At 60.0% G+C, this 23,610-nt stretch carries 18 protein-coding genes; 8 read left to right on the forward strand and 10 right to left on the reverse strand.

Annotation, left to right across the window (positions count from 1 at the left end):
* Positions 1-113: 113 nt before the first annotated feature.
* Positions 114-1,628: an outer membrane protein assembly factor BamB family protein gene (locus H1B37_RS05510; RefSeq protein WP_182865622.1), complete on the reverse strand. Its 1,515-nt coding sequence runs from the start codon at positions 1,626-1,628 to the stop codon at positions 114-116.
* Between the two features lie 799 nt (positions 1,629-2,427).
* Between H1B37_RS05510 and H1B37_RS05515 the strand changes: the two genes are divergently transcribed.
* The 6 genes from H1B37_RS05515 to H1B37_RS05540 all read left to right on the forward strand — a co-directional run bounded on the left by H1B37_RS05515 (position 2,428) and on the right by H1B37_RS05540 (position 10,050).
* Positions 2,428-3,591 carry a TlpA family protein disulfide reductase gene (locus H1B37_RS05515; protein ID WP_182865623.1) on the forward strand — a complete coding sequence of 388 codons (1,164 nt, stop codon included), beginning with the start codon at positions 2,428-2,430 and terminating at the stop codon, positions 3,589-3,591.
* 166 nt (positions 3,592-3,757) lie between these two features.
* A complete protein-coding gene (locus H1B37_RS05520; protein WP_182865624.1) occupies positions 3,758-4,687 on the forward strand; it encodes a UbiA family prenyltransferase in 930 nt (309 codons plus the stop codon).
* A 1-nt stretch (position 4,688) separates the two neighbouring features.
* Positions 4,689-5,540: a sugar phosphate isomerase/epimerase family protein gene (locus H1B37_RS05525; protein ID WP_182865625.1), complete on the forward strand. Its 852-nt coding sequence runs from the start codon at positions 4,689-4,691 to the stop codon at positions 5,538-5,540.
* A 129-nt stretch (positions 5,541-5,669) separates the two neighbouring features.
* Positions 5,670-6,110 carry a hypothetical protein gene (locus H1B37_RS33665; protein ID WP_286177424.1) on the forward strand — a complete coding sequence of 147 codons (441 nt, stop codon included), beginning with the start codon at positions 5,670-5,672 and terminating at the stop codon, positions 6,108-6,110.
* Positions 6,111-6,532: 422 nt separating this feature from the next.
* Entirely contained in the window at positions 6,533-7,813 is a 1,281-nt protein-coding gene (clpX, locus tag H1B37_RS05535) for an ATP-dependent Clp protease ATP-binding subunit ClpX (protein ID WP_182865626.1), read from the forward strand.
* A 314-nt stretch (positions 7,814-8,127) separates the two neighbouring features.
* Entirely contained in the window at positions 8,128-10,050 is a 1,923-nt protein-coding gene (locus H1B37_RS05540; RefSeq protein WP_182865627.1) for a trypsin-like peptidase domain-containing protein, read from the forward strand.
* A 20-nt stretch (positions 10,051-10,070) separates the two neighbouring features.
* Here H1B37_RS05540 and asnB read toward each other — a convergent pair whose 3' ends face one another.
* The 4 genes from asnB to H1B37_RS05560 form a co-directional block, all read right to left on the reverse strand.
* A complete protein-coding gene (gene asnB, locus H1B37_RS05545) occupies positions 10,071-11,984 on the reverse strand; it encodes an asparagine synthase (glutamine-hydrolyzing) (RefSeq protein WP_182865628.1) in 1,914 nt (637 codons plus the stop codon).
* A 9-nt stretch (positions 11,985-11,993) separates the two neighbouring features.
* Positions 11,994-12,980, reverse strand: a complete 987-nt coding sequence (locus H1B37_RS05550; RefSeq protein ID WP_182865629.1) for a serine/threonine protein kinase — start codon at positions 12,978-12,980, stop codon at positions 11,994-11,996.
* 69 nt (positions 12,981-13,049) lie between these two features.
* Positions 13,050-15,080: a DNA mismatch repair endonuclease MutL gene (gene mutL, locus H1B37_RS05555; protein ID WP_182865630.1), complete on the reverse strand. Its 2,031-nt coding sequence runs from the start codon at positions 15,078-15,080 to the stop codon at positions 13,050-13,052.
* Positions 15,081-15,343: 263 nt separating this feature from the next.
* A complete protein-coding gene (locus H1B37_RS05560; RefSeq protein ID WP_182865631.1) occupies positions 15,344-16,072 on the reverse strand; it encodes an SIMPL domain-containing protein in 729 nt (242 codons plus the stop codon).
* A gap of 356 nt (positions 16,073-16,428) precedes the next feature.
* On the opposite strand from H1B37_RS05560, the gene H1B37_RS05565 reads away from it, so the two are divergent.
* Positions 16,429-17,553 carry an EF-hand domain-containing protein gene (locus tag H1B37_RS05565; RefSeq protein WP_182865632.1) on the forward strand — a complete coding sequence of 375 codons (1,125 nt, stop codon included), beginning with the start codon at positions 16,429-16,431 and terminating at the stop codon, positions 17,551-17,553.
* Positions 17,554-17,587: 34 nt separating this feature from the next.
* Here H1B37_RS05565 and H1B37_RS05570 read toward each other — a convergent pair whose 3' ends face one another.
* From H1B37_RS05570 to H1B37_RS05585, 4 genes are all read right to left on the reverse strand, one after another.
* Positions 17,588-18,478 (reverse strand): sugar phosphate isomerase/epimerase family protein, encoded by an 891-nt coding sequence (locus tag H1B37_RS05570; RefSeq protein ID WP_182865633.1) that lies wholly within the window; start codon positions 18,476-18,478, stop codon positions 17,588-17,590.
* 8 nt (positions 18,479-18,486) lie between these two features.
* Positions 18,487-19,515, reverse strand: a complete 1,029-nt coding sequence (locus H1B37_RS05575; RefSeq protein WP_182865634.1) for a zinc-binding dehydrogenase — start codon at positions 19,513-19,515, stop codon at positions 18,487-18,489.
* A 108-nt stretch (positions 19,516-19,623) separates the two neighbouring features.
* On the reverse strand, positions 19,624-20,316 hold the full coding sequence (locus H1B37_RS05580; RefSeq protein WP_182865635.1) for an orotidine 5'-phosphate decarboxylase / HUMPS family protein: 693 nt from the start codon (positions 20,314-20,316) through the stop codon (positions 19,624-19,626).
* Positions 20,317-20,499: 183 nt separating this feature from the next.
* A complete protein-coding gene (locus H1B37_RS05585) occupies positions 20,500-21,123 on the reverse strand; it encodes a 3-keto-disaccharide hydrolase (RefSeq protein ID WP_182865636.1) in 624 nt (207 codons plus the stop codon).
* 207 nt (positions 21,124-21,330) lie between these two features.
* Between H1B37_RS05585 and H1B37_RS05590 the strand changes: the two genes are divergently transcribed.
* Positions 21,331-22,662: a xylosidase/arabinosidase gene (locus tag H1B37_RS05590; RefSeq protein WP_182865637.1), complete on the forward strand. Its 1,332-nt coding sequence runs from the start codon at positions 21,331-21,333 to the stop codon at positions 22,660-22,662.
* Between the two features lie 114 nt (positions 22,663-22,776).
* On the opposite strand, the gene H1B37_RS05595 is transcribed toward H1B37_RS05590, so the two are convergent.
* Complete coding sequence (locus tag H1B37_RS05595) at positions 22,777-23,304, reverse strand: hypothetical protein (RefSeq protein WP_182865638.1); 528 nt, start codon at positions 23,302-23,304, stop codon at positions 22,777-22,779.
* Between the last annotated feature and the right edge of the window lie 306 nt (positions 23,305-23,610).

A 23,610-nucleotide genomic window follows, 5' to 3' on the forward strand; every position in this document is an offset into this window, starting at 1 on the left:
GAACGGCCAGATCGGACCTCTATCGTACCGCATCCGGCGGAAAACGATACTCGCCGGGCGCGTGTTTTGACACGTTGATTCCCGTCGCCGCCTCGACGAAACCCACGCGCGCCCTATTCGGCGATGCAATACAGTGCCGATCCGCTGCGGAGATAAAGTCGGCCGTCGCTGATCGCCGGTGAGCCGGAGAAGCCGGAATCGTCGGTCAGCTTGTTGGTTTGCCGCAATTCCATCTCGGGGGTTGCGCCTACGACGTGGACCTCGCCGCCGGGTGCGACGACGTAGATTTTGCCGTCGGCCAGGACGGGCGTGGCGTACTCCTGGTTGCGTCGATCACCGAACCCGCCGCGACCTCCGCCGCCGCCGGGCCGACCGCCGAAACCGCCCCGCCCGCGGCCACCGGCTTGCTCGCCATCACCGTCGCGCGGGCCACGGTCACCGCCGGAATCATCTCGGGCGCCGCCGAAACCACCGCCGGGCCGTCCTCCTCCGCCGCGGTTGCCTCCTCCGCCGCCGCGACTGGCGGCGAGTCGTTTTTGGTTGACGCGGTCGCCGGTTTTGGCGTCATAGCAGCTCAAGACGCCGCCGTTGAAGACGTACAGGTGGCCGTCGTGGTGGATCGGGGTCGCGAATCGGCCGGGGATGTTAGCATCCCAGACCACGTGCGATTCATTGACGTCGCCCTTGCCTCCCGCTTTGACCGCCACCGCGTCACCGCTGCGACCTCCCACCGCGATCACCACGTCATCGACGACGATCGGACTGGCCGAGGCGGTGTTGTCGGTGGTGCCTCGCGAATACCATCGCAGTTTGCCGGTCTCGGGGTTCAGCCCCCAGACTTCGCCGGGGACGGTGATCACCAAATCGGTGCGGTCGCCGGATTTGACCAGATTCGGCGTGCTCCACGTGCTAGCTAAATCGCCTGCCGGCGTGTTCCAGACTTCTTTTCCGGTGGCGGCGTCAAAGGCGAACAGGGATTCGCTTTCGTCCGACGCGTTAACGATCACCAGGGTCTGCGCGTCCGACTGATAGACGATCGGGCTGGACGCCGAACCCCAGCGTTGCTGGCCGCTGCCCGTGCCGACGCTGTTGCGCCAGATTTCATTGCCGTCCAAATCAAACGCGATCACGCCGCTTTTGCCGAAGAAGGCGAACACGTGTTTGCCGTCGCTAGTCGGCGTATGGCTGGCGTAGCCGTGGGCGGGAACACCCATCCCGCTGTAGGGATCTTCGGGTTGAACCGCATCGATCGTCTTGTCCCACAGCAAGTCGCCGGTGGCGGCGTCGAAGCAGGACAGGTGACGTTTCAGATCCTCGATCTTTTCGTCTTCACCGCCGGTGCCGTAGCCCGAGTAGCTGGTCACGAAGACCTTTCCGGCGACGACGATCGGGCTGGAAACCCCTTGGCCCGGCAGATCGGCTTTCCATTGAACGTTTTCGGTGTCGCTCCAGGTTTCGGGGACGTGGGTCGAATCGGGACTGATCGAATTGCCTTGGGGCCCCAAGAATCGTCGCCAATCCGCCGCACCGGCTGCCGTCGCGACGACCAGGCTTCCGGTCAGAACGACGGCGGGGACCAAGGGGTAGCGGAAGGCCCACCCACGCTGGTGGCGATTTTGGTCGGTCATGACAGAAGAGCTCCCGAGCAGAGAGGAATCGAAAAGCGGAACCCGCAGAGTGCGGTCAGCGCAACTAAACCCCGATCAGCCAGCGAAGTTTCGAAGCATTGCCGGCGTCCCATCGCCTAAGCGGGGACAGACCCCAAACGAATGCTTGCAAGGACACCACAACCGGGGACAGACCCCGAACGAATGCTTCCAGCCCTGGTAGAATGCTAGCAATTCACCGGCGGGGACAGACCCCAGATGTTCACCGGCGGGGACAGACCCCAGATGTTGACGGAGGAAAGCTAGCAAAGCGTCGAGGTTGATGGGGACAGTCCCCGGGTTGATGGGGACAGTCCCCGGACGATCTGCTTGTTGATGGGGACCGATCTGCTGATGGGGACAGTCCCCGGACGATCTGCTTGAATAGCCCCACGGATGGCAGGGCGAACCCACGGATGGGAAGCAGCAAGAGATCCGTGGGTACGCGCTGCCATCCGTGGGTTCTCTCTCCGTCGGCCGAATCCCCTGGGGACAGACCCCGGGGTGATATCCATCGGGGACAGACCCCGGGGTGACGGGGACAGACCCCGGGGCGGCGGGGCTGAGGATCGTCGTTGCGGGACATGTGTCGGGGATCGGCGGTCAAAAACCATTTTAATGGTCGTGAATTGCACTCTGCTGTTGATCCGCTGGTTCGTAGAATGTTTGGGCAATGAACATTCCTGAATCCCCATCCCTGCCCGAATCCCAATCCCCGACCGGCGGAATCGAAGCCTCTGCCCCCACCCTTACTCCCCCCGCATCTCTCAAGATCTCACTGATGAAACGTATCGCCCTGTTTGCCGTCTGTTGTGCCGTCGTCGCCGCGTTGACATTGCGACCGGCCGAAGCCGAACCCTCGCTGGGGATCGGATCGAAAGCTCCCGCATTGGACATCGAGCATTACTTCCACGAGGACGACACGCGTGTGTCCGAATTCAAAAAGGGCAACGTCTACGTTGTCGAATTCTGGGCCACCTGGTGCGGACCCTGCATCGCCAGCATGCCGCACTTGGCCGAATTGCAAACCAAACATCGCAACGAGGGTGTCCAAATCATCAGCATTTCGGATGAGACGGTCGATGAAGTCGAAGCCTTGCTGGCAAAACCCTATCCCGGCAAAGACGTCTCGTTCGCCGAAGTCACCCTGCCGTACACGCTGACGACCGACCCCGACGGATCGACCCAACGCGATTACATGGAAGCTGCAGGCCAGAACGGCATTCCGACGTCTTTCCTGGTCGGCAAGACGGGCATCATCGAATGGATCGGTCACCCGGGCGAGCTGGAAGAGCCACTGGAGGCGGTCCTGAACGACAGCTGGGACCGCGAAGCCTTTAAAGCGGAAATCGAACGCGAGCAAAAGTTCCAGGAAATCCTTCAAGGGCTAGACCAGCTCGCCGGCCGCGGACGGTTCGACGAGGCCAGTAAAATGCTCGCCGACCAAATCGCCGAAACCGACGACGCGGACTTGAAAGAACGACTGATCACCGTGCAACGCGCCGTCCAGCCGCAATTCAATTTCCTGTCCGGCAATCCGACCGAAGCCGACTTTGCGTTCTATCGAGAGGAACGCAAAGCGACCGAGGGGAATCCCCAAGCGTTGTTCCGCCACGCGATGACGCTTTACAACATCCTTCAAAACGGCGGAAAGATCGGACCGCTCGGTGGCGAAGCGATCGAAGCGTTGCGAAAAGAAATGGAGAATGTCGAGGACGACGGCAAGGTCGCGATGCTGGAACTGATCGCCCGGTTGCATGCAGCCGAAGAGCGTTTTGAAGACGCGATCAAAGCCGCCCAGCAGGGAGTCGAGCTCGCCGAGGGGGTTTCGCGAAGCCAAAAGCAACGCATGTCGCTGTTGTTGGAGGATTTGAAGTCCAACCTGGAACAGGAATCTGACGGCGATTCAAAGAGCGATTCGGAAGCACCCGCGATCGAAGAGTGAATCGTTGACCGCTGAGCAAACTCCCCCGCACCCCACTTCCCAGGGCCCGGCTTCCCAGGGCCCGGCTTCCCAGGGCCCGGCTTCCCAGGGCCCGGCTTCCCAGGGCCCGGCTTCCCAGGGCCCGGCTTCCCAGGGCCCGGCTTCCCAGGGCCCGCTGCTTGCCTGGATGCAACTGGTTCGTCTGCCCAACGTGTTCACGGTGTTGGCGGACGTGGGGGCCGCGTTCTTGTTGGTCGCCGGCGGGCCCACGCCGCCGGTGCGGTTCGCGCTCGTGTTGGCCGCCGGCGTCGCGCTCTATTGGGCCGGCATGATCCTGAACGATGTTTTCGATTTGGAGAAAGACAAGGCGGAGCGGAAGATGCGGCCGATCGCCAGCGGTGCGATCTCGGTCAAACGTGCCAGGTCCGCCGGCTGGGCGTTTTTGATTCTGGGCGTGTTGTTGGCATCGGCATCGGGGTATGTGCCGGCGGATGGTCAGGCGACGACGTGGTTGCCTGCGGCGATCGCGGTGGCGCTGGCCGGATTGATCGTGGCCTACGACGGGCCGCTCAAACCGACGCCGATCGCGCCGGCGGCGATGGGTGGCTGCCGCGTGTTGAGCTTTCTTTTGGGCGCGTCTCCCGTGTTGGCGCTGGCCGAAGGGATGCCGCTGCTCCCGCGTCACGTCTTGGCCATCGCGCTGGGATTTGGTGTCTACGTGATGGGGATCACCACGGTGGCCCGCGACGAAGCGATCGGAGGCCACCTGGTCAACTTGCGGACCGGTTTCGTCGTGATGCTCTTGGGCGGTGTGATGTTGGCCATGGGGCCTGGGTTTGCTCCGCCGGAAACCCGCGTCTCATGGACGGTGCCGTCGGTGGGACAGTTCGGAATGTTGATCGCGTTGATTCTGTTTCCGATTTTTCTGCGCGGGTTACGTGCCCAAATCAATCCCGAACCGGCGGTGATCGGAAATCTGATCCGGATCAGCATCTTGACGATCATCCCGTTGTCGGCGGCGTTCGCGTTTTTGGGTGCCGGACCGGTCTGGGCGGTGATCGTCTTTGCGTTGGTCGCCCCGGCGATGTTGCTTGCGACGCGATTGCGGGTGACGTGAGATGACGCCGGGGTTCCATTGCAGCAGTTTGGAGTTTCACCAACCGGCGACGTTGATCCCCAAGCTAGCTGAATTGGGCTTCGGCGCCGTTGCGGTTCGGCCGAGTCGCGGCCGCTGGGATCTGGACACGTCCTGGTTCGACTCGGTGTCGGCGGAGATCGCCGCGACGGCCAAGGAGCACGGGGTCGCGATCGTGATCGACCTGGATGCGCCGTTCTACGATGACCCGGACTGGATCGATCCCTATTCCCTGGCCAGTCAAGACGCGACGATTCGCGATGCGGCGGCCGCCCAGATCCGCCGCTGGATCGAGCGGACGGCGGAAATGGGTGCGGTCGCCACCACGTTTTCCACAGGCCGGGTGTGCCCGGGTAACCGCGACGCGGCGGGGACGGGCGATCACGGCGAACAAATTTTGGAGCGGTTGGCCGGGGCGATCACCCCGCTGGTACAGCTGGCGTCGTCTTCGGGAGTGAACCTGGCGTTGCGGCCGGTGTCCGAACATGCGATCGCCACGGTGGCCCACTTTGAGCGTTTCGGGCAATGGATCGGGACCGACGCGCCGTTGGGCTTGGCGGCCGATGTCGGGGAGATGTTACTGGGAGGTGAATTCCCGATCGGTGCCCGGTTGGCACGGCTGCAGCACCGATTGAGTTGCGTGTATCTGTGCGAACCGGATTTGGAACGCGGTTGTGACCAGCGGTTCGGTCATGGCGACATCGACCTGGGGCGGGTCTGGGAGGTGATGACCGAGAGTGGGTACGGCGGGCCGGCGGTGTTTCGTTGCTGTGGGCACGGGCGGTTGGGGTTGGTGTCGGCGCGGGAGGCGTTGGCGCTGTTGGATCCGTCATGACGGTCGCTGTTGTCCGGGTACGGTGACCCTTCCGGGCCCGTCGTCCGTGGGCCTCCGGGCGACGACCTGGAAAGGACGTGGTACCGGTGAGCCGTTGCAAATTCCGAGATCGATGTTGACTCAAACCCCGTGAAACACGAAAAAAGAGTTTCACAGGGGCGAATCTGCTGGACCCTGCTGGTTGGACAGTCGTATCATGAAATTGGTCTTGGGAAGTCCCCGCTTTCGGGCGGAGAGCGACCGGGTGGTCGTCGGGCTTGGCAGGGTGAGACGGTGGCGAAGGTGATGGAATTACTGAGTGATCCGGCCGTGAAGGCTGGTCTTGCACTACTGATTTTGATCATCGTGTCTGCCAGCGCATTTTTCCTTGTGTCAAGGTTGCGCGACTACACCAATGGAGACTGGGATTCGAGCTCCGATGGCCTTTTAAACTTGGAAGAAATGCGTTTGAAAGGTGACATCAGCGAGGAGGAATTCCGAACAATACAGGCAGCATCCCACGGTTCCGACGAAGGGGACGCTCCGGAGACACGGCCGCCAGTCGACACGGCGAGCGGTTGTAACGACTGAGACGATCTTCGTCGGATTGAACCTTCCATTGATTCAGTGACGAATCAATTTGTTCCGACGTGCACGATGCCACCTTTTCCGCAGTTGGCCCTCCCAATTTTCCTGGGCAATCGGCTTCGGAAACCATTTACCCACTAAGTTTACCAACCAGGGCTCAGGCATCCGTTACGGACGACTCTTTTAACTCACCTCCCGCTCGGAAGCGGATGACGCATCGTTTGATGATTCATCGTCTTCCCAGCAATGACGCGAAAGAGATGCTTGGGCTGTGGGCCGAACCGTTTGAAGCTTTCAATCGGCGCGTCCCTGCTTGTCGACTGGATACGTAGCGTGGTGGAGGATCGGCTTGTGCCGGTCCCCCAACACCTTCCCTGCGTGGTCGACCGGCCGGCGAGTCGTTTGAAGCACATAAGGAGTCGTTTATGCCCGTCAAGGATAACAACAGTACCACGCGCAGTAGCTCGTCGAACAAGAAGAACGCGTTTTGTTCGTTCTGCCGAAAGAGCTATCGTGACGTCGGTCCATTGGTCGAAGGGCCAGGCGACGTTTATATCTGCGCCGAATGTATTGATCTGTGCCAATCGATCTTGGAACAGGAGGAGCGCCGTCGCGGTCCGAGCAAGCAGCTGTTCAGCGACATCCCTTCCCCGCGCAAGATCGTCGAGCACCTGGACGAATACGTGATCGGCCAGGCGTCCGCCAAACGCGTCTTGGCTGTCGCCGTTCACAATCACTACAAGCGATTGACCAGTGATTGGGAAGGCGGCAGCGATGTCGAGATCGAAAAGAGCAACATCCTGTTGGTCGGCCCGACCGGCAGCGGTAAAACGCTGTTGGCCCGCTCGCTGGCCCGCATGTTGGACGTGCCCTTTGCGATCGGCGACGCGACGACGTTGACCGAAGCCGGTTACGTCGGTGAAGACGTCGAGAACCTGTTGCTGAAATTGCTGCACGCGGCCGACTTTGACGTCGAGGCCGCCCAGCGAGGCATCTTGTACATCGACGAGGTCGACAAGATCGGCAAGACCGGCGGCAACGTCTCGATCACCCGCGACGTTTCCGGCGAAGGCGTCCAGCAAAGTCTGCTCAAGATGCTCGAAGGCACCGTTGCCAACGTGCCACCCCAGGGCGGACGGAAGCATCCCGAGCAACAGTACATCCAGCTGGACACCAGCAACATCCTGTTCATCGTCGGCGGAACCTTTGTCGGAATCGAAGACATCATTCGAGACCGGCTGGGGCACAAAACGCTCGGCTTCGGCGAAGGCGCCGGACGTCTGAACGAACAGACGCACAGCGAATTGGTCGCCGAGATCCAAGTCGAGGACGTGATGCAGTTCGGGCTGATCCCCGAGCTGGTCGGACGTCTGCCGGTCGTCAGCTACCTGCAAGAGCTGGATGAAGAGGGCTTGGTCCAAGTCCTGCGTGAACCGAAAAACGCGCTGACCAAACAGTTCGAAGCGCTATTCAAAATGGAGAATTGCGAGCTGCACTTCACCGATGGAGCACTGCACCAGATCGCCCGCAAGGCCCTCAACAAAGGCGTCGGAGCCCGGGGACTGAGGGGGATTCTGGAGGAAGTGATGTTGGACATCATGTACGAATTGCCCGAGCAAGAAGAGGGCAAGGTGTACACGATCGACGAGGACGTGGTCGCCGGAAAGCACAAGCTGTTCCAGATGCCCACCACCAAGAGCGCCTAGCGGCGCCCCTCCCAAGCGACGTCCTGATCGCGAATCACTTCCGCGTCAAAACGCCGATGGCCTCCCCCCGCCATCGGCGTTTTTTTGTGCGCTGCCTGAGCGGGAAACAGTTGAAACGTGTTCAAGCGACCGATACCATCAGGGGTGCGTGATTCACGCCTTTAGGGGGAGATGCATTTTCGGGTGTCTGCGGTTTCGGGTGTCTGCGGTTTCGGAAGCCTCCGCGCCCGTCGGAACGGACGAACCGCGGTGGGCGGCGTGCTTGATCATCAATCCCGATTGAATTCAGAAATGTTTATCGCACGAGGATTCGAATGAACGTCAGGCCCTGGTTAACAGCTTTGTTGCTATGCTTGTTCGGCACTGTCTCTTTGCGGGGCCAGGATGAAATCAAACCTCTGGTCCAAGACACACGGCCTTGGCGGATCTCTACCGACTCGGGTGCCACCAAGCTGGACGCCAAGTTGCTCGCGATGAAGGGCGGAGTGCTTACCTTTGAGAACACGGACGGGTCGACGCGCAAAGTTCCGCTTGGCCGACTGGTCGCGGAGGACCGCAGGACGGCGTTGATCGATCGCGTCGGTAGTGGCGTTGTCGTGATCAGCGCCAAGAATATTTACGGAGAACCGTCTGCTTTTGGGAGCGGTTTTCTGATTCACGCTTCAGGCTTGGTGGTGACAAACTACCACGTCATTGGAGGTGCGGGCGAGATCGAGGTGACGTTCCGAGACGAAAGCGAGCCGCGCAGTGCAGAATTGATGAGCGTCGATCGCGAGCATGACATTGCGATCCTTCGCGTTGAGGGCATTCCGTCAAACGTGCATGTCATCGAAATATTGAGCAACCAGTTGCCGGCACTGGGCACCTCTGTCTGGACGCTCGGTCATCCCAACGGATTGACCAACACGGCCGGTTGGGGGCAGATCAGCGCGGTCCGAAAGACGAACGAGATGCCCGCTCGCCTGCGGCAGGCCTTGAGGTCACCAGAGCAGAGTCGGTGGCTTCAGACGACCGCCGTGCTCGCCCAGGGAAGCAGCGGAGGACCGCTGCTAAGTGAAGACGGTAAAGCGATCGGGATCAATACGTTCCTGCTGAGCCCTCAACTGGGATTTGCGGTGCACATCGCCCACGCCCGAGACGCCTACCTCAAAGCACGGGAAGGCACACCGCTGGCACTCCCGATGGCTCCCGGCGAGAACGAAGACCCCATGGCATGGCTCAGCCGGGAAGTCGGAGGCGTCTTGAAGGAATATTCCGAGCGGTATGCCGAAATCGAAAAGGCTGTTCCCACATTGGGGCAAGCGAAAGCGATTGCTCGTGTGGGGGAATTATCAACCAAGCATTGCAAACAGCTGCTCGTCTTGGCCAAAGAGAATCCGGGCAGTTGGCCCGCCGTCCAGGCCCTCGCGTACGCGGCACAACTGTGCCAACAGCAAGACGACGACGTGATGTTGCAAGAGGTCTGTGACCTGGCATTGGAATATCATCACAGCGGAAAACATCTGCACGCGGTCACCAAAGCGGTTGCGAGGCAACCGAACGAGATCGCTCGTGATTTCTGCCGCCAAGTTTTGAACAAAAGCCCGCACGAGCAAGTCCGCCAAGCAGCCAGCCTGGGGCTGATCGGCAATTTGCTCGGATGGCTGAATCAGCCCGATTCGATCGACTTGGACCAGATCAATCGACGGCGAGATGAAGTCGAATCACTGACCGATCAGCTGGTACAATCAATGGCCAATTCGGACGATGACTCACAAAAGCAAGAAGCGGAAATACTGTCCAAACTGCTCCGCCAACAATTTGAGTCCATTAAGGTCGGGAAGCAGGCGCCTGAGATTAGGGGGGTTGATGCGGCGGGTGTGAATTTCCAGCTGAGCGACTACAGGGGAAAAGTTGTCTTGTTGGATTTCTTTGCCGACTGGTGTCCGTATTGCAAGCAGATGTATCCGAACGAACGTGAAATGGTTCAACGGCTCGCCGACCGGCCGTTCGCACTTTTGGGAGTCCACTGTGAGAGTCAAAAAGTGCTGCAAAAATTGATCGACAACAAGACGGTGACTTGGCGAAGCTGGGCCGACGGAGATCAAGGCCCGATCGCGAACAATTGGTCCGTCACCAGCTTTCCCACGCTCGTTCTGGTCGACGCACGGGGAATCGTCCGCTGGCAAAGCGGCGGCGCCCCCGAGGAAGCTGTTTTAAACGAGCATATCGAAGATCTGATACTCGAAGCGGAATAACGATGAACCGTCGTCGTCGCTCACCCGGCCCACTGCCGCAGCCATTTCTCTAGGATTAATAGATTCCACAAGCGGTAGCCGTGGTTGTTTTCCATCCGTTCGTGTTGGCCGACCAGGCGTTCGACGGCTTCGCGGCGGAAATAGGGGGCGATCCGGGCGTCGTCGGCGAGCAGCGTGTCGTGCACCATGGGCTTGAGTTCGTTGCGGAACCAGGCGCCGATCGGGATTCCGAATCCCATCTTCTTGCGGGTGAAAATCGACTTCGGGATCGTCGATCCGAACGCGTCTTGCAGCAGCAGTTTGCCGCGGCGGCCGCGGAACTTTAGATGCACCGACAACGATGCGGCGAACTCGACGACGCGATGGTCCAACATCGGTTGCCGGACTTCCAGTGAATGGGCCATCGATGCGATGTCGACTTTCGTGCACAGGTCACAGGGCAGGTAGGACAGAATGTCGGTGATCGACGCTTGCGTGACCAGGTCGCGTCCTTCACTGCGATCCCAAATCGCGCCCAGGAACTCGAACGGGTCTTCCCCCGGCAATCGTTCGACAAACGCGTCGGTGTACAGGTCCGCCCGCATCCGTTCGGGAAAAATCTGCAGCCAATTCAGATAACGTCGCGCTTCGGGTTGGCCGAGGGCTTCGAAAAAGCGTTTGGCGCGTCGCGTGATCGAATACTGTTTGTTGTTGTCGGGCAGGCGTTGGATCAATCCGATGCCCGGCGTCTTGTGAATGGGAAACATCTTTCGCAGTCGCGTGCTCAACCACAGCGCACGGTAGCGATCGTAACCGGCAAACAATTCATCGCCGCCGTCACCGGAGAGAGCGACGGTGACTTCGCGGCGGGTTAACTCGGACAAGTACCAGGTCGGCACGGCAGACGAGTCGCCGAAGGGTTCGTCATAGTGCCAGACCAATTTGTCGATGATCTCGACGCCATCGGGTTGGACTTCGAAGCGTTGGTGGTTGGTCCCCAAGTGCTCGGCGACTTGAGCCGCGTAACCGGTCTCATCAAAGTCCGCGATCGGGAACCCGATACTGAAGGTGCGGATCGGCGTGTCGCCTTTCTGACGCTGGGCGATCGCGGTGATCAGGGACGAATCGATCCCGCCGGAGAGGAATGATCCCAGCGGGACGTCGCTTTGCAACCGCAACCGCACCGAATCGGTTAACAGTTCCTGCAGCCGCTCGGTCGCCTCGGCCTTGCTGCGGGGCACTTCGACGGTGGGGTCAAAATCCCAGTAGCGCTGGACGGTCAGGTTGCCTTTTTCGAAAACGGCGACGTGGCCTGGGGGCAGTTTCCGCACGCCCTTCCAGATCGTTCCGGGATGGGGAATGTATTGGTACGTCAAAAACTCATCGATCGCGGCGGGATCGATTTCGTTGCACACCCCGGGAACGGCTGCCAGGCACTTCAGCTCGCTGCCAAACACCAATCGACCACCGACGACGGCGTAGTAGAGTGGCTTTTGTCCGATCCGGTCACGGGCGAGCACGAGTCGGCTGCGTCGGGAATCCCAGATCGCGATCGCGAACATGCCGTTGAGTTCGGCAAAGCAATCAATGCCCAGGTCCTCGTACAGGTGCAGGATCGATTCGCCGTCACCGTGGGTGGCAAACCGGTGGCCGCTGCCTTCGAGCCGATGGCGAAGCGATTGGAAATTGTAGATCTCGCCGTTGAAAACCATTCGCACGCCGCCGTCTTCATTGGACATCGGCTGGGGCGCGCCTTCCACATCGATGATCGAAAGGCGGCGAAAGCCGAGTGCAACGCCGTAGCGTCGTCCCTGGCCATCGCGTTGATCGTTGTCGATCCAACAGCGGTCGTCGTCCGGACCGCGATGCGCGATCGCATCGGTCATCTTGCGTAACTGCGACTCATCGATCGACAGTGAGTCGCTCTGCCAGACTGCTCCGGTGATTCCGCACATTGGCTCGGGTCAGCCCTCGTCCAGTTCGGGCAGCACCGATTCAAGGGCCTCAAGCATTTCGCGCATCGTTTGGAATCGCTCGTGCGGTTTTTTTCGCAGCGCCCGCATGACGACTTCGTCGGCCGCCTTGGGAATGTTTCGCTCCGGCGCCTTTTCACTCGGCGGTGGCACTTCGCCGGAGATGATGTTGCGAAAGGTTTGATCGATGTTGGCACCGCGGAACGGTTCGCGGATCGCCAGCAATTCGTACATGCAAACACCGACGTTGAAGATGTCGCTGCGTTCGTCGATGCTGCGTGTGCCCTGGATTTGTTCCGGCGACATGTACAAGGGCGTCCCGGGGCGTTGTCCACCGCCGGTCAACGTCAGCAATTGCTGTTCGTCTTCTTCCTTTTTCAGCTTGGACGCGTCGTAACGTGTCACGGTCTGGTCATCCATCGACCCCCAGACTTTGGCGGTTCCCCAATCCAGCAAGTAGACTTCGCCGAAATTTCCCAGCCAGATGTTTTCCGGTTTGACGTCGCGGTGAATCACCCCGCGTGCGTGGGCGTAGGACAGCGCCAGGCAGGCATCGGCCAGTGCCGAGATCCGCCGCTGCTGGGGGTAACGTTTGGAAATTTCTTCGTCGCCGCGGGCGATCTGTTTCAGGATCTCGAACAGGTTGATCCCGGAAATCAATTTCATGGTGAAATAGATGCCGTGCACCAAGTCATTGCCGATTTCGTAGACCGGGATTGTGTTGGGGTGTTGTAGCTGGGCGGTGACCCGGGCCTCTCGCAGCAGCCGCCGTTTTTCGTTGGGGACGTTGCGGTGATCGGCGTGCAGCATCTTGATCGCGACGGTGCGGCCGGTGACGGGGTCAAAAGCGGCGTGCAGCACGCCGTTTCCGCCGCGGGCGATTTCTCGCATCCCCGAATAGCGGCGGATTCCCGAGGGCAGTTTGCGTGGAAGATCGGGGTCGGTTCCGGACAGGATGATGGTCGGTTCGTTCTGCATCACGCTCGCCAAAGAAGAAAATGGACGTCACCATTCTAGCGCACCCGCAGGGTCTCGGTTAGCCCAGCATCACTTCGACGCTCTGGCTCGCGGTCCGAGCCGTCCGAACATGCGATCCAGTTCGTCACGGCTGAAAAACAGCGCGGTCGGGCGGCCGTGGGGACAGTGATGGGTGTCGTTGTACAGGTCACGCTGTTCCAGCAAGGCCTGGATCTCCTCCGGTCGCAACGGATCACCGGCTTTGACGGCCGCTTTGCAGGCGATGGTCGACAGCAAATGGTTCAGCAATTCGATCGGTTCGGGTTTCTCACCCCCACCGAGCACCGATTCCATCAACGTTCGCAACATGTCCGCCGGCGGAGTATTTTTCAGCATCGCCGGGTAGGAGCGGATGACCAGCGTGTCGCCGCCGAATTCTTCCACCTCCATGCCGATTTGTGCCAAGGTGTCTCGGTGGTCCAGCACGGCGGTTCGTTCGGCCGGTGTCATCGAAACGGGCTCGGGGACCAGCAGGCCCTGCGATTCGAGTGTTTGCCCGCTTTCGAGCACCTTGGTCTTCACCCGCTCGTACAAAACGCGTTCGTGCAGGGCGTGCTGGTCGATGACCACCATGCCTTTTTCGTCTTGCGTGACCAGGTAACGGTTGTGGACTTGAAACCCCAGGTGGCAGACGCTGGGGTGGTCGATACCGTCCGCTGCGGCATCGGCGGCGGGTTGTTGCGGACCGTCCCAGGGGGCGATGTGGTCAGAGTCCGACGATCGACCGGGCTCCGTTTGATCGGCGGCGTCGGGCAGAGTCGATGGCGTGGGGCCGCCGGGGAAGGGTTGAAAACTGGGTACCGAACCGAACGAAGGGAGCGCACGGGTCGCCGTGCTGGGAGCGGATGCCGGCGCCCCCGCACCGGCCGTGGGGCCACCGGCGGCCGGCGAAACGAACACATCCGAAGGGCTGTTTCCGGTCCGCGCCCACTCGATCACCGATTGTCGATGTGCCTGTTCGGCTCGAACCGGCATCCCCAATTCGCTGCTGGGCCTGGGCGTCAGATCCGCCTCTTCGGCCGCCGGTGCCGGGCCGACCCGCTGCGTCATGTCGGTGGTCAAAAAATGATGCCGCAGCGTCTGCAGCAATCGGCTGTAAACACGCCCACCGTCGGTGAACCGGACTTCCAGCTTGGTCGGGTGGACATTGACGTCGATCAACTCCGGCGGCATCGACATCCGCAAAAAACTGACGGGGTGTCGGCCGACCATCAGCAATCCCCGATAGGCTTCACCGAGCGCGTGCTGGAGTGATCGGTCGCGAATGTGCCGGCCGTTAAGAAACAGATACTGCATCCGCGAATTGCCCCGGCTGACCGACGGATCACAGACGTAGCCCTGGACGCGGATTTGTGCATCGTCACTGTTGATCGGGATCAACGAATCGGCAATTTCGCCACCAAAGAACGCCGCGATCCGATCGCTCCACCGCTCGGTGACCGGCAGGTCGTACAGCGGTTTGTCGTTGTTGTTGAGCACAAAGTGGACGTGCGAATTGGCCAGTGCGATCCGCGTGAAGGCTTCGACGATGTGCCCTTTTTCAGTCTGCGCCGTTTTTAAGAACCGATGGCGGACCGGGGTGTTGAAGAACAGGTTGCGGACTTCCATCACCGTTCCGACCGGGCAGCCACAGGGCTGGGGCGGATCGATCACTCCGCCACGGACCTGGATTTCATTGCCCGCCGTCTCACCTTCGGTGCGGCTGCGGATCGTCAACTGCGACACGCTGCCGATCGACGCGAGTGCTTCGCCGCGGAACCCCAGCGTGCGGACGTGAAACAAAGCTTCGTCGGTCGGCAGCTTGCTGGTCGCGTGGCTGGCCAGCGCCAGCGGCAGCTGGTCGGCCGACATCCCGCAACCGTTGTCGCTGATGCGGATCATTTCGGTCCCGCCGCCGGTGATCGACACCTCGATCCGAGTCGCCCCGGCGTCGACACTGTTTTCCAGCAGTTCTTTGACCACCGAAGCCGGCCGTTCGATCACCTCGCCGGCGGCGATTTGGTTGATCAAATTGGGGGGCAGCTGGCGAATCGTCGGCAATGGTTTCACGGTGGCATCCATACCACGCAATTTACCGCCGTCGGCGCGATCAACCAACCGGCGAAACGGGCGTCGAGCAAAAGAATGGTCCGGTCGACTGCTAGCAACCCGCGGATCAAACTGTCATCGATGGCCTGTCAATCGGCAGCGGGTTCAAACAGCGGGAAGTGGAGGCAGAATGATACGGGGCCGAATGGTGGCTGGGGACGGCGTCTTGCAGTGCCCCTGCCCCCGCAGTGCCCCTGCCCCCATCGTTTTGTTACGTTCCTCCACTTTGCCACCCATCATTCAAAGCTGAACGTCAATTGAACGCTGGCCGAAAGCGATTGTTCGCCGGTTTGAATCGGCACCGCCGAACGGGCTTCGGCCATCGCCATCATCCGCACCGGAGCGGGCTGACCGCCGCCGGAATGGTCTCGGATCTCGACGATCCGGCCGAGCGTGACGCCCGCTTCCTTGGCCATCAAGCCGGCTTTTCGCTTGGCATCGCGAATCGCCTTGTTGCGGGCTTCGTCCATCAGCGTTTCGGTCTTGGAAATCGAGAAACGGATCCCGTTGATTTGATTCGCGCCGGCCGAAACGACTTGGTCCAGCACCTCGCCGAGTCTTTCGATTTCTCGCACGCGGACGTGAACCTGGTTGGACACTCGGTAACCGTCGATCTTGGGCGGCTGGCCATCGGGGTTCCGCGAACGTTGGTATCGGGGCGAGACGCTGAAGCTGCTGGTTTGGATGTCTTTCTCGCTGATGCCCTGCTGTTTAATGCGATCTAACAGACGCCTCATTTGAGAATTGTTGGCCTGCACCGCCGCTTTGGCGCTGTCTTCTTCCACCACGATGCCAATGTTGATCTCGGCCGTATCGGGCACACCGCTGGCTTCTCCGCTGCCGTTGACGACGATCACGCGTCGCTGGCCGCCGGACACCGCGTCGGGCTGCTGAGCAAACGTGACTGTGGGCAGGAGTAATAAGCCGGCGGCAACGGTCGCGAGAAAGGTTAAACGTGTGTTCATAAATCAATCTCCAAATCGTCTCCGGTGTCTGACGATTCACCGGTGGTGTGTTCGGTCCGTATCGGATGTTTCAAAATCACACTACCGGGGCTAAAAATCAAGGTCAAACGATGCGAGGAGGCTCCGCGGGGCGCATCGAGCCCCGTCTTTGGGAAGCGGATATAATCGCCTGCGTCAATAGGGCGTGGCGGCGGGGGCCAGCGTTCGTCAGAGCGAATCGCGGTCCGCAGTTTTGCGATGGCAGCGACAATGACACTTGGTTTCGCCCTCCCATCATTTTGTTCAATCGCGAGGCTTACGGGATGCACACCACTCAGCGTTTCCTTTGTTGTTGCAACTACGGGGTGATTGCCCCCATGAAAATGCTCGTCTTGTGTCTCGCCGGGTTCATCGTCACGCCATCACTTCTTGGCCAAGATGACAGCTCCCAATCCGAGTCCGTTGATCCGCTGACCATCACGCTGCTGGAAATGGATTTGACCGCGACGGCCAAACTGTTCGCTCGACATGACTTGGATGATGACGGGACACTCAGCAAGTCCGAATTCGAGCGACTCGACTGGACCGGTGAAACGATCCGGCCATTTGATCTCAACCGTAGCGGTGACCTGCAGCAAGTCGAAGTCACCCTCAAACTCGCCGCCGAACGTGAGCGGGCGGGGATCGTGCAGATGGACTCGATTTTGGCAGACCGATACACCAAACGTTACGACAGCAACCGAGACGGCAAGCTGCAACTTCGCGAGTTGGAGGACAACATGTTTTCCGACCAGATCGACAGCTACGATCGCAATTCTGACGACGAACTGTCGCCCGATGAATTGATTCGCGGCCTGGCGTTTGAACGCAAGTTCCGCGACGAACTCGGCGTCAAAGGCTGTGACCAGGGTGGAGCGATGGGGCTGATCAACCAGGGCGATGCCGACGGCAATCGCCAGTTGTCCGGGGACGAACTCAAGGCGGTGGGTTTGGATTCGGCCACGATGAAGTTTGATCGCAACAATGACGAGACGCTGTCGGTGTCGGAGCTTGCCGAATACTTGGCCGATCGTCGCATGCGAATGGGGCTGACACCGTCAGACCAATTGCTCGCCCGCAACGTGATTCGGCGGAGCGACCCGGACGGGGACGGATTGGTGCCGGCGAACCTGTTTCGACAAGGAGACAGCGATCTCGACCTCGGCAGCCCGGACGAAAACGGCGACGGAAGTCTATCGCTATTGGAAATGGAAACCTACTTGGCCAAACAGCGCAAACGCCTGGGGTTCGATGACGAAGCGGCCAAGCGGGCCTCGATCCTGATCGCAAGAAACGATTCCGACGGCGACCGCAAACTTTCCAAGGCAGAACTGGTTGCCAGCGGCGCTGATCGGGACAGCCCGCTGTCACCGCAAAAGCTGTCCCTGATCGACCAAGACAACGACGCCGCGATCGACATGCAGGAACTGGCGCGTTTCATCCAGAAAACCAGACGACCGTAAAGACGGCAGGGGGCCGCGACTAAGAACGGGCCGCTCAAACCGGCGGCCAATACTGGGCGATCTTGTTTCGCAGGAAATCGGCACTGCGGCGCAGTTGGTCGATCCCCTCCACACCGTCTTCGATACTGATCCAACTGTCGAAACCCTTGCCGGCCAACTCGCCGAAGATCGCGTCGTAATCATTCAATCCCTTGCCGATTTCTCCGTGGCGGAGACGTTTCGCGTAGCCGACCGCCCCGCCTTCTTCGCGGCGCAAATCTTCCAACGTCCCCTCGATCAAGTAGCGGTCACTGGCGTGCATGGTGACGACACGATCCGAAACGCGTTTGAGCAGTTCGATCGGATCGTCGCCGGCAAGGAACGCGTTGCTGGGATCGTAATTGACTCCGAAATTGGGATGATCGATCGCCGCGACCAGATCACAGAACACGTCCATCGCCTGGGCGAACTCGGGGTATTCCCAAAAGTCGTCCTTGTAGTGATTCTCCAGGATCAAGGTGACCCCGTGCTGTTGTGCGAAGGGCAGACAGGCACGGATGCTGTCCGCGGCAAGCCGAACACCCTGGTCGCGAGTCAACTCGGGTCGCCGCTGTCCGCTGAGCACGCGACAGTAACTTCCGCCCAGTGTGTGGGTCATCTCGATCCAGCGCTTCTGTTTCGCGATCTCGGCGTCACGAAAATCGGCATCGGGGTGCGTGAAGTCGGGGGAGCAACACAGCATCGGGATGGTCAGCCCTAAATCTTCGACCTGGGTTCGCAGCAGGGACCAATTGGCGGGATCGTCCAACTCCAAAAACCCGGCGTAAAACTCCAAGCCGTCGATGTCCAATGTGGTTGCCAGCTGGAACCACTCGGCCAGCTTCATCGAACCGTCTTTGCAGAGCGCCTGCATGTAGGCTTTGGGAAATGCGGCTAGTTTTGGCATCAACGACCTCAACTGGGTTGCAAAACAGATTTGACGACTTCGCCCTGGTGCATTTTTTCGAACGCCTCGTGCCATTGATCGATCGGCCAGACGCCACCGATGATCGGCTGGACGTTCAATTGACCGCTCGTTAACAGAGCGAGTACACGTTCCCAGATCGGCCAGTTGTGGCTGAAACTGCCTTGCAGCGTGACGTTCTTTTGCACCAGGGGGTCCAGATTAAATCCGAGCGGTTGCGGCCCCCAGCCGACCTTGCTGATCCAGCCGGCCGGTCGAACGACATCGATCGCGATCTTTAACGTCGCGCTGGCCCCGGCCGCATCGATGACGCCGTCACATCCCAATCCGTCGCGGCGGCGGGCCCACTCGCTCGCGTCGCCGACGATGCCTTCACACCCATAATGCTTCTGAGCGATCTCCAGCCGTCGTCGATCCGATTCCAAACCGACCAAGGCGACTTCGGCACCACACAGACGAGCCATCGCGGCACACAGGATGCCGATCGTGCCCGGCCCCAGCACGACCACGCGGTCGCCCGGCTCGATCCGCGCGTTGCGAACCACCGCGTTGTAGGCCACGCAACACGGTTCGGTCAGACAGGCGTGTTCAAACGGCAACGCATCGGGAACGGAGTGCAGGATGCGAGCCGGAACGCGAACATACTTCGTCATCGCCCCGTCGACACCGTATCCGAACCCTTTGCGTGACGGATCCAAATTGTAAAGCCCGCGGCGTGTCATCGGGTTTTGTTGGTCGATGATCGCGGCCGTTTCGCTGACGACCCGATCGCCTTCTTTCCAACCTTGGACCGCAGACCCGAGTTCGGCGATGTGGCCGCCGAATTCATGGCCCAAGACGACGGGATAATTGACCGGCCAGGAATGATTCGCAGTCCATTGGTGCAGATCGCTGCCGCAGACGCCGACGTTGGCGACTTCCAACAACACATCCTCCGGTCCGATCGACGGCCGGTCGATCTCCCTGAGTTCGACCGATTCCGGTTCGGGGGCAAAATTGACGACGGCGGCTGATTTCATCTTGGGGTCTTTTGAGGGAGCGGGAAAGCGATGACGCCGGAGTGTCCGGACCACAGGGATCCACCTTCTGGCGAAGGTAGCTACGGTTGGCCGGGTCAGGCATCTGAGCTAGTTCACCGATTGTGCGTGGACCGCGTCGCAGATCAATTTGAGCGATCCTTCCAGATCGCCATCGGCGGTTTTGAAGGCGTCGGCGTCGATCGTCAACGGGGCCCCCAACACGACCAGCGGCGCGCCATACTTGGGACACTCGATCGCTTGTTCCAAGGAAAGTCCGCCGACCGCCTGCACCGGGACTTTAACCGCATTGACGACCTCGCGCAGCTGATCCAGCGGACTCGGCATCCGCAACCCACGCGCGGCGATCCCACGCCGCTCGTCGTAACCGATGTGGTGGATCACGAAATCACAGCCCAGGTCCTCCAGCCACTTCGCACCGGCGACCATGTCCGCCGAGACCATGTTGTCCCCCATCACCTTGCAACCGAAGTCCGCGCCCGCTTTGACGACGCAGCGGATGGTTTCTTCGTGGGCGCGAGCCATCACAACAACGTGAGTGGCCCCCGCCTTGGCCATCATTTCGGCTTCCAGGTAGCCGCCGTCCATCGTCTTCAGGTCCGCCACGATCGGCGTCTCGGGAAAAGCCGACCGCAGCGCCCGCACACCGTGCAGCCCTTCGGCCAAGATCAACGGCGTCCCGGCCTCCAACCAGTCGACGCCGGCACGCATCGCGATCTCGGCTGTTTCGAGGGCTTCGTCGATGTTGGTCAAGTCGAGTGAAATCTGAACAAGCGGTCGCATGGGAAAGCTGGGAGCTGGGAGCTGGGAGCTGGGAGCTGGGAGCTGGGAGCTGGGAGCTGGGAGCGTTTGCGAAACGGGGCAGGTACTCAACACGAAATGGCCCGTTGCGAGCTTCGCGTTTTTGGTACGTGACCCCATTTCGCATGGCAATCCCCTAAGCATCAGGGGCCTCTGGCGATCTGCCTACGGCAATTCCATCACTTCGACTTTGCGGATGTGAACCTTGCTGCCCGGATCATGTTGTTGGAACGCGAAGTGCCCGGATTTAAACGTCAGGTCGAAATCCAGGTACTCGTACAACTCATTGCCATCGACGGTGACCTTGATCCGCGTCATCTCGCGTCCCCGCCAGACATCGTCGCGAACCTCCAGGTCATAGGTGAACCAGGTTCCCGGTTTGACGTGTTGTTGGTAGACGTGACACATCCCATAGATCGACCCGGTGCGAATCGGGTCGGTGTGCGTGCTGTCGATTTGGGCTTCGTAGCCGTCGGTGAATCCCGGTTTGCGTGTGGTGCGAAAATAGAGGCCGGAGTTGCCGCCGTCGTTGATTTTGATTTCCGCGCGGTAGCGAAAATTCTTGTAGGGACCGGTCGTGTTGACCAGCATCGAAGGCGGTCCCGAACCGGCGATCGCACCGTCCTCGACTTTCCAAACACTTTTCTCGTTGCCGACCTTTTCCCAGCCGTCGAGTGTTTTACCGTCGAACAAGGACACCCACTTGCCGTCGTCGGCCGAAACGACCGATCCGGTCAAACAAAGTGACACGGCAACAACGCTACACATCAAACGACCCAAAATCATCATGGTGAGATCCCAAACGCGTGAATGAATCAAGGAGGAACAGGCGCCATCAACAGGCTGAATTCGTCAAACCGGTGGAATTCGACGACCAGGCGGGAGCATCACTTTAGCCGCGCCCAGTCGCGATGGCTATCATGGACCCCAGTTTATCGTCGGCATCGGACAAGCCAGAAGCCGATCCCACATTGAAACACCGAAACTAGAAATCGGATGCGAACTCTTTTTTTCATTGCGTTGAGCGTCACCCTTGTCCGCATGGCGCCTGCACAGGAAGCGCCTGCACAGGAAGCGCCTGCACAGGAAGCGCCTGCACAGGAAGCGCCTGCACAGGAAGCGCCTGCACAGGAAGCGTCTGCACAGCAGGAATCCGCACAGCAGGTCGTCGATCGAACGACGTTGACCGGCAAAGTCATGTGTGGCTACCAGGGCTGGTTCAACTGTGAGGCCGACGGCGCGAATCTGGGCTGGACCCACTGGGCGAAACGACGCGACCGCCCGTTCGAACCGGGAAACGTGACCGTCGACCTGTGGCCCGATCTGACCGAGTCCGCGGAACATGAACGTTTCGCCACCGGGTTCAAACATGCCGACGGTCGGACGGCCGAGGTGTTCAGCAGCACCAACCGCGACACGGTGGTGCGGCACTTCCGATGGATGCAGCAGTACGGAATCGACGGCGTTTTCGTGCAGCGATTCGCCAACGGCTTGTCCAACCCCGTCTCGCTGCGGCACAAAAACAATGTGTTGTCCCACGCCCGCGAGGGAGCGAACCTCGCCGGCCGAGCCTTCGCGGTGATGTATGACTTGTCCGGTCTCCGCGCGGGACAGGTTTCACGCGTCCGCGATGACTGGGTCCGGATGCAAACGGAAATGGAAATCACCAGAGACCCGGCGTATCTGCATCATGAAGACCGCCCGGTCGTCGCGATTTGGGGGATCGGTTTCAGCGACGATCGCAAGTATTCGTTGACCGAATGCCTGGAGCTTGTGCAATGGCTGAAATCCGAAGGCTGCACCGTGATGCTCGGCGTCCCATCGTACTGGCGTGACGGCACACGCGATGCCGTCGACGATCCGCTGCTGCACCGGATCCTGGAGACGGCGGACATCCTCAGCCCCTGGAGCGTCGGCCGCTACCGCACACCGGCCCAGGCGACGCGCCACGCCGCAGACGTTTGGGACCGCGACCGGCAGTGGTGCGATGAGAGGCGAATCGATTTCCTGCCGGTTGTCTTTCCGGGATTCAGCTGGCACAACCTGACCGGCGATCCACTGGATTCCATTCCACGATTGAAAGGTCAGTTCTTGTGGTCACAATTCGTCGCGGCCAAACGTGCCGGATGCCAAATGGTCTACGTCGCCATGTTTGACGAGGTCGACGAAGGCACGGCAATCTTCAAGTGCACCAACGACCCACCGGTCGGAGAGGACGTCCGCTTCTTAACCTATGAAGGCCTGCCGAGCGACTACTATCTGAAGCTGGTCGGGCAAGGCGGAAAGCTGCTGCGCGACGAGATCCCGCTGAGCGAAAAATTCCGCTAGTGCCGCGGAAAAGGGTTCAGGCACGAATGGCGCCAAGCATGCGATGCACCCTTCGCGCCGGCAGTCCTGGACGACGCGAGGAGTCGTCTGCGTTCGCAATCCGAATGGAATCGCCTACTTGCCGCCTTTCTTGGAGACGTTGCGGACGGCAAAGGGGTTCTGTTGCGTGCGGCCGACTCGTTCTTCACCGTCCATCGTTTCTTTGCTGACGACGACCGATGCGATCGGCAATCCGTACTTGTCCTCAAGGATGTATTGGATCGCAAATTCGTCTTGCTCCAGAATTTGAATGATCTGTTCGGGAACGTCGCAGTCATCCAGGTCAAGCTTTTCGATATTCTCGCGCATCGCCTGTTCGATTTTGACGTTGCCCACGCGTCGAAGTTTTGCGGTCAGTTCATCGCTGACGGTGTACCAACCGTTGAGCGTTCCGCCGTAATCCATGGTGATCTTGGTCAGCGTGAAGTTCTCATCCAAGCGATGCGGAAGATCTTTCTCGCTGTCCTTGATCATCCGTTTGATTTCGGCCTTGGTGATCTTGTCGTCTTTCTTGGCGGTCAATGAGTCCAGGTAGGTGCAACCGGAGCAGGAGAGCAGGACGAGGGCGAGAAATGTGATCGTGAATCGAGGGTTGAATTGCATCGTTAAACCTACCGGGTGAGATCATCTCTGTTGACGTCATGAATTGCATTTGCATCGTCTGAGACTACGGCGCATTTCAACTCAGAACCCGAATCCGCTGCCCCGGAGCCGGGAAACCGAACATCACAGAGGCGTTGCCTCGCGCCGACCGTCAGAACTGGGACAAACGCACCCGACCGGGAACGAGACAAGTTTTCAAGACATCACTTTTTTGCTTCTGGAGCTTTCTGACATACGGTCCAGGTAGAGAACGTGTCCGTGACGACGCGTTTCCGAAAACTCGATCGATCGTTGTCAAAGCGGTGG

It is taken from the genome of Stieleria mannarensis, assembly GCF_014154935.1.
Classification (GTDB): Bacteria; Planctomycetota; Planctomycetia; order Pirellulales; family Pirellulaceae; genus Stieleria; species Stieleria mannarensis.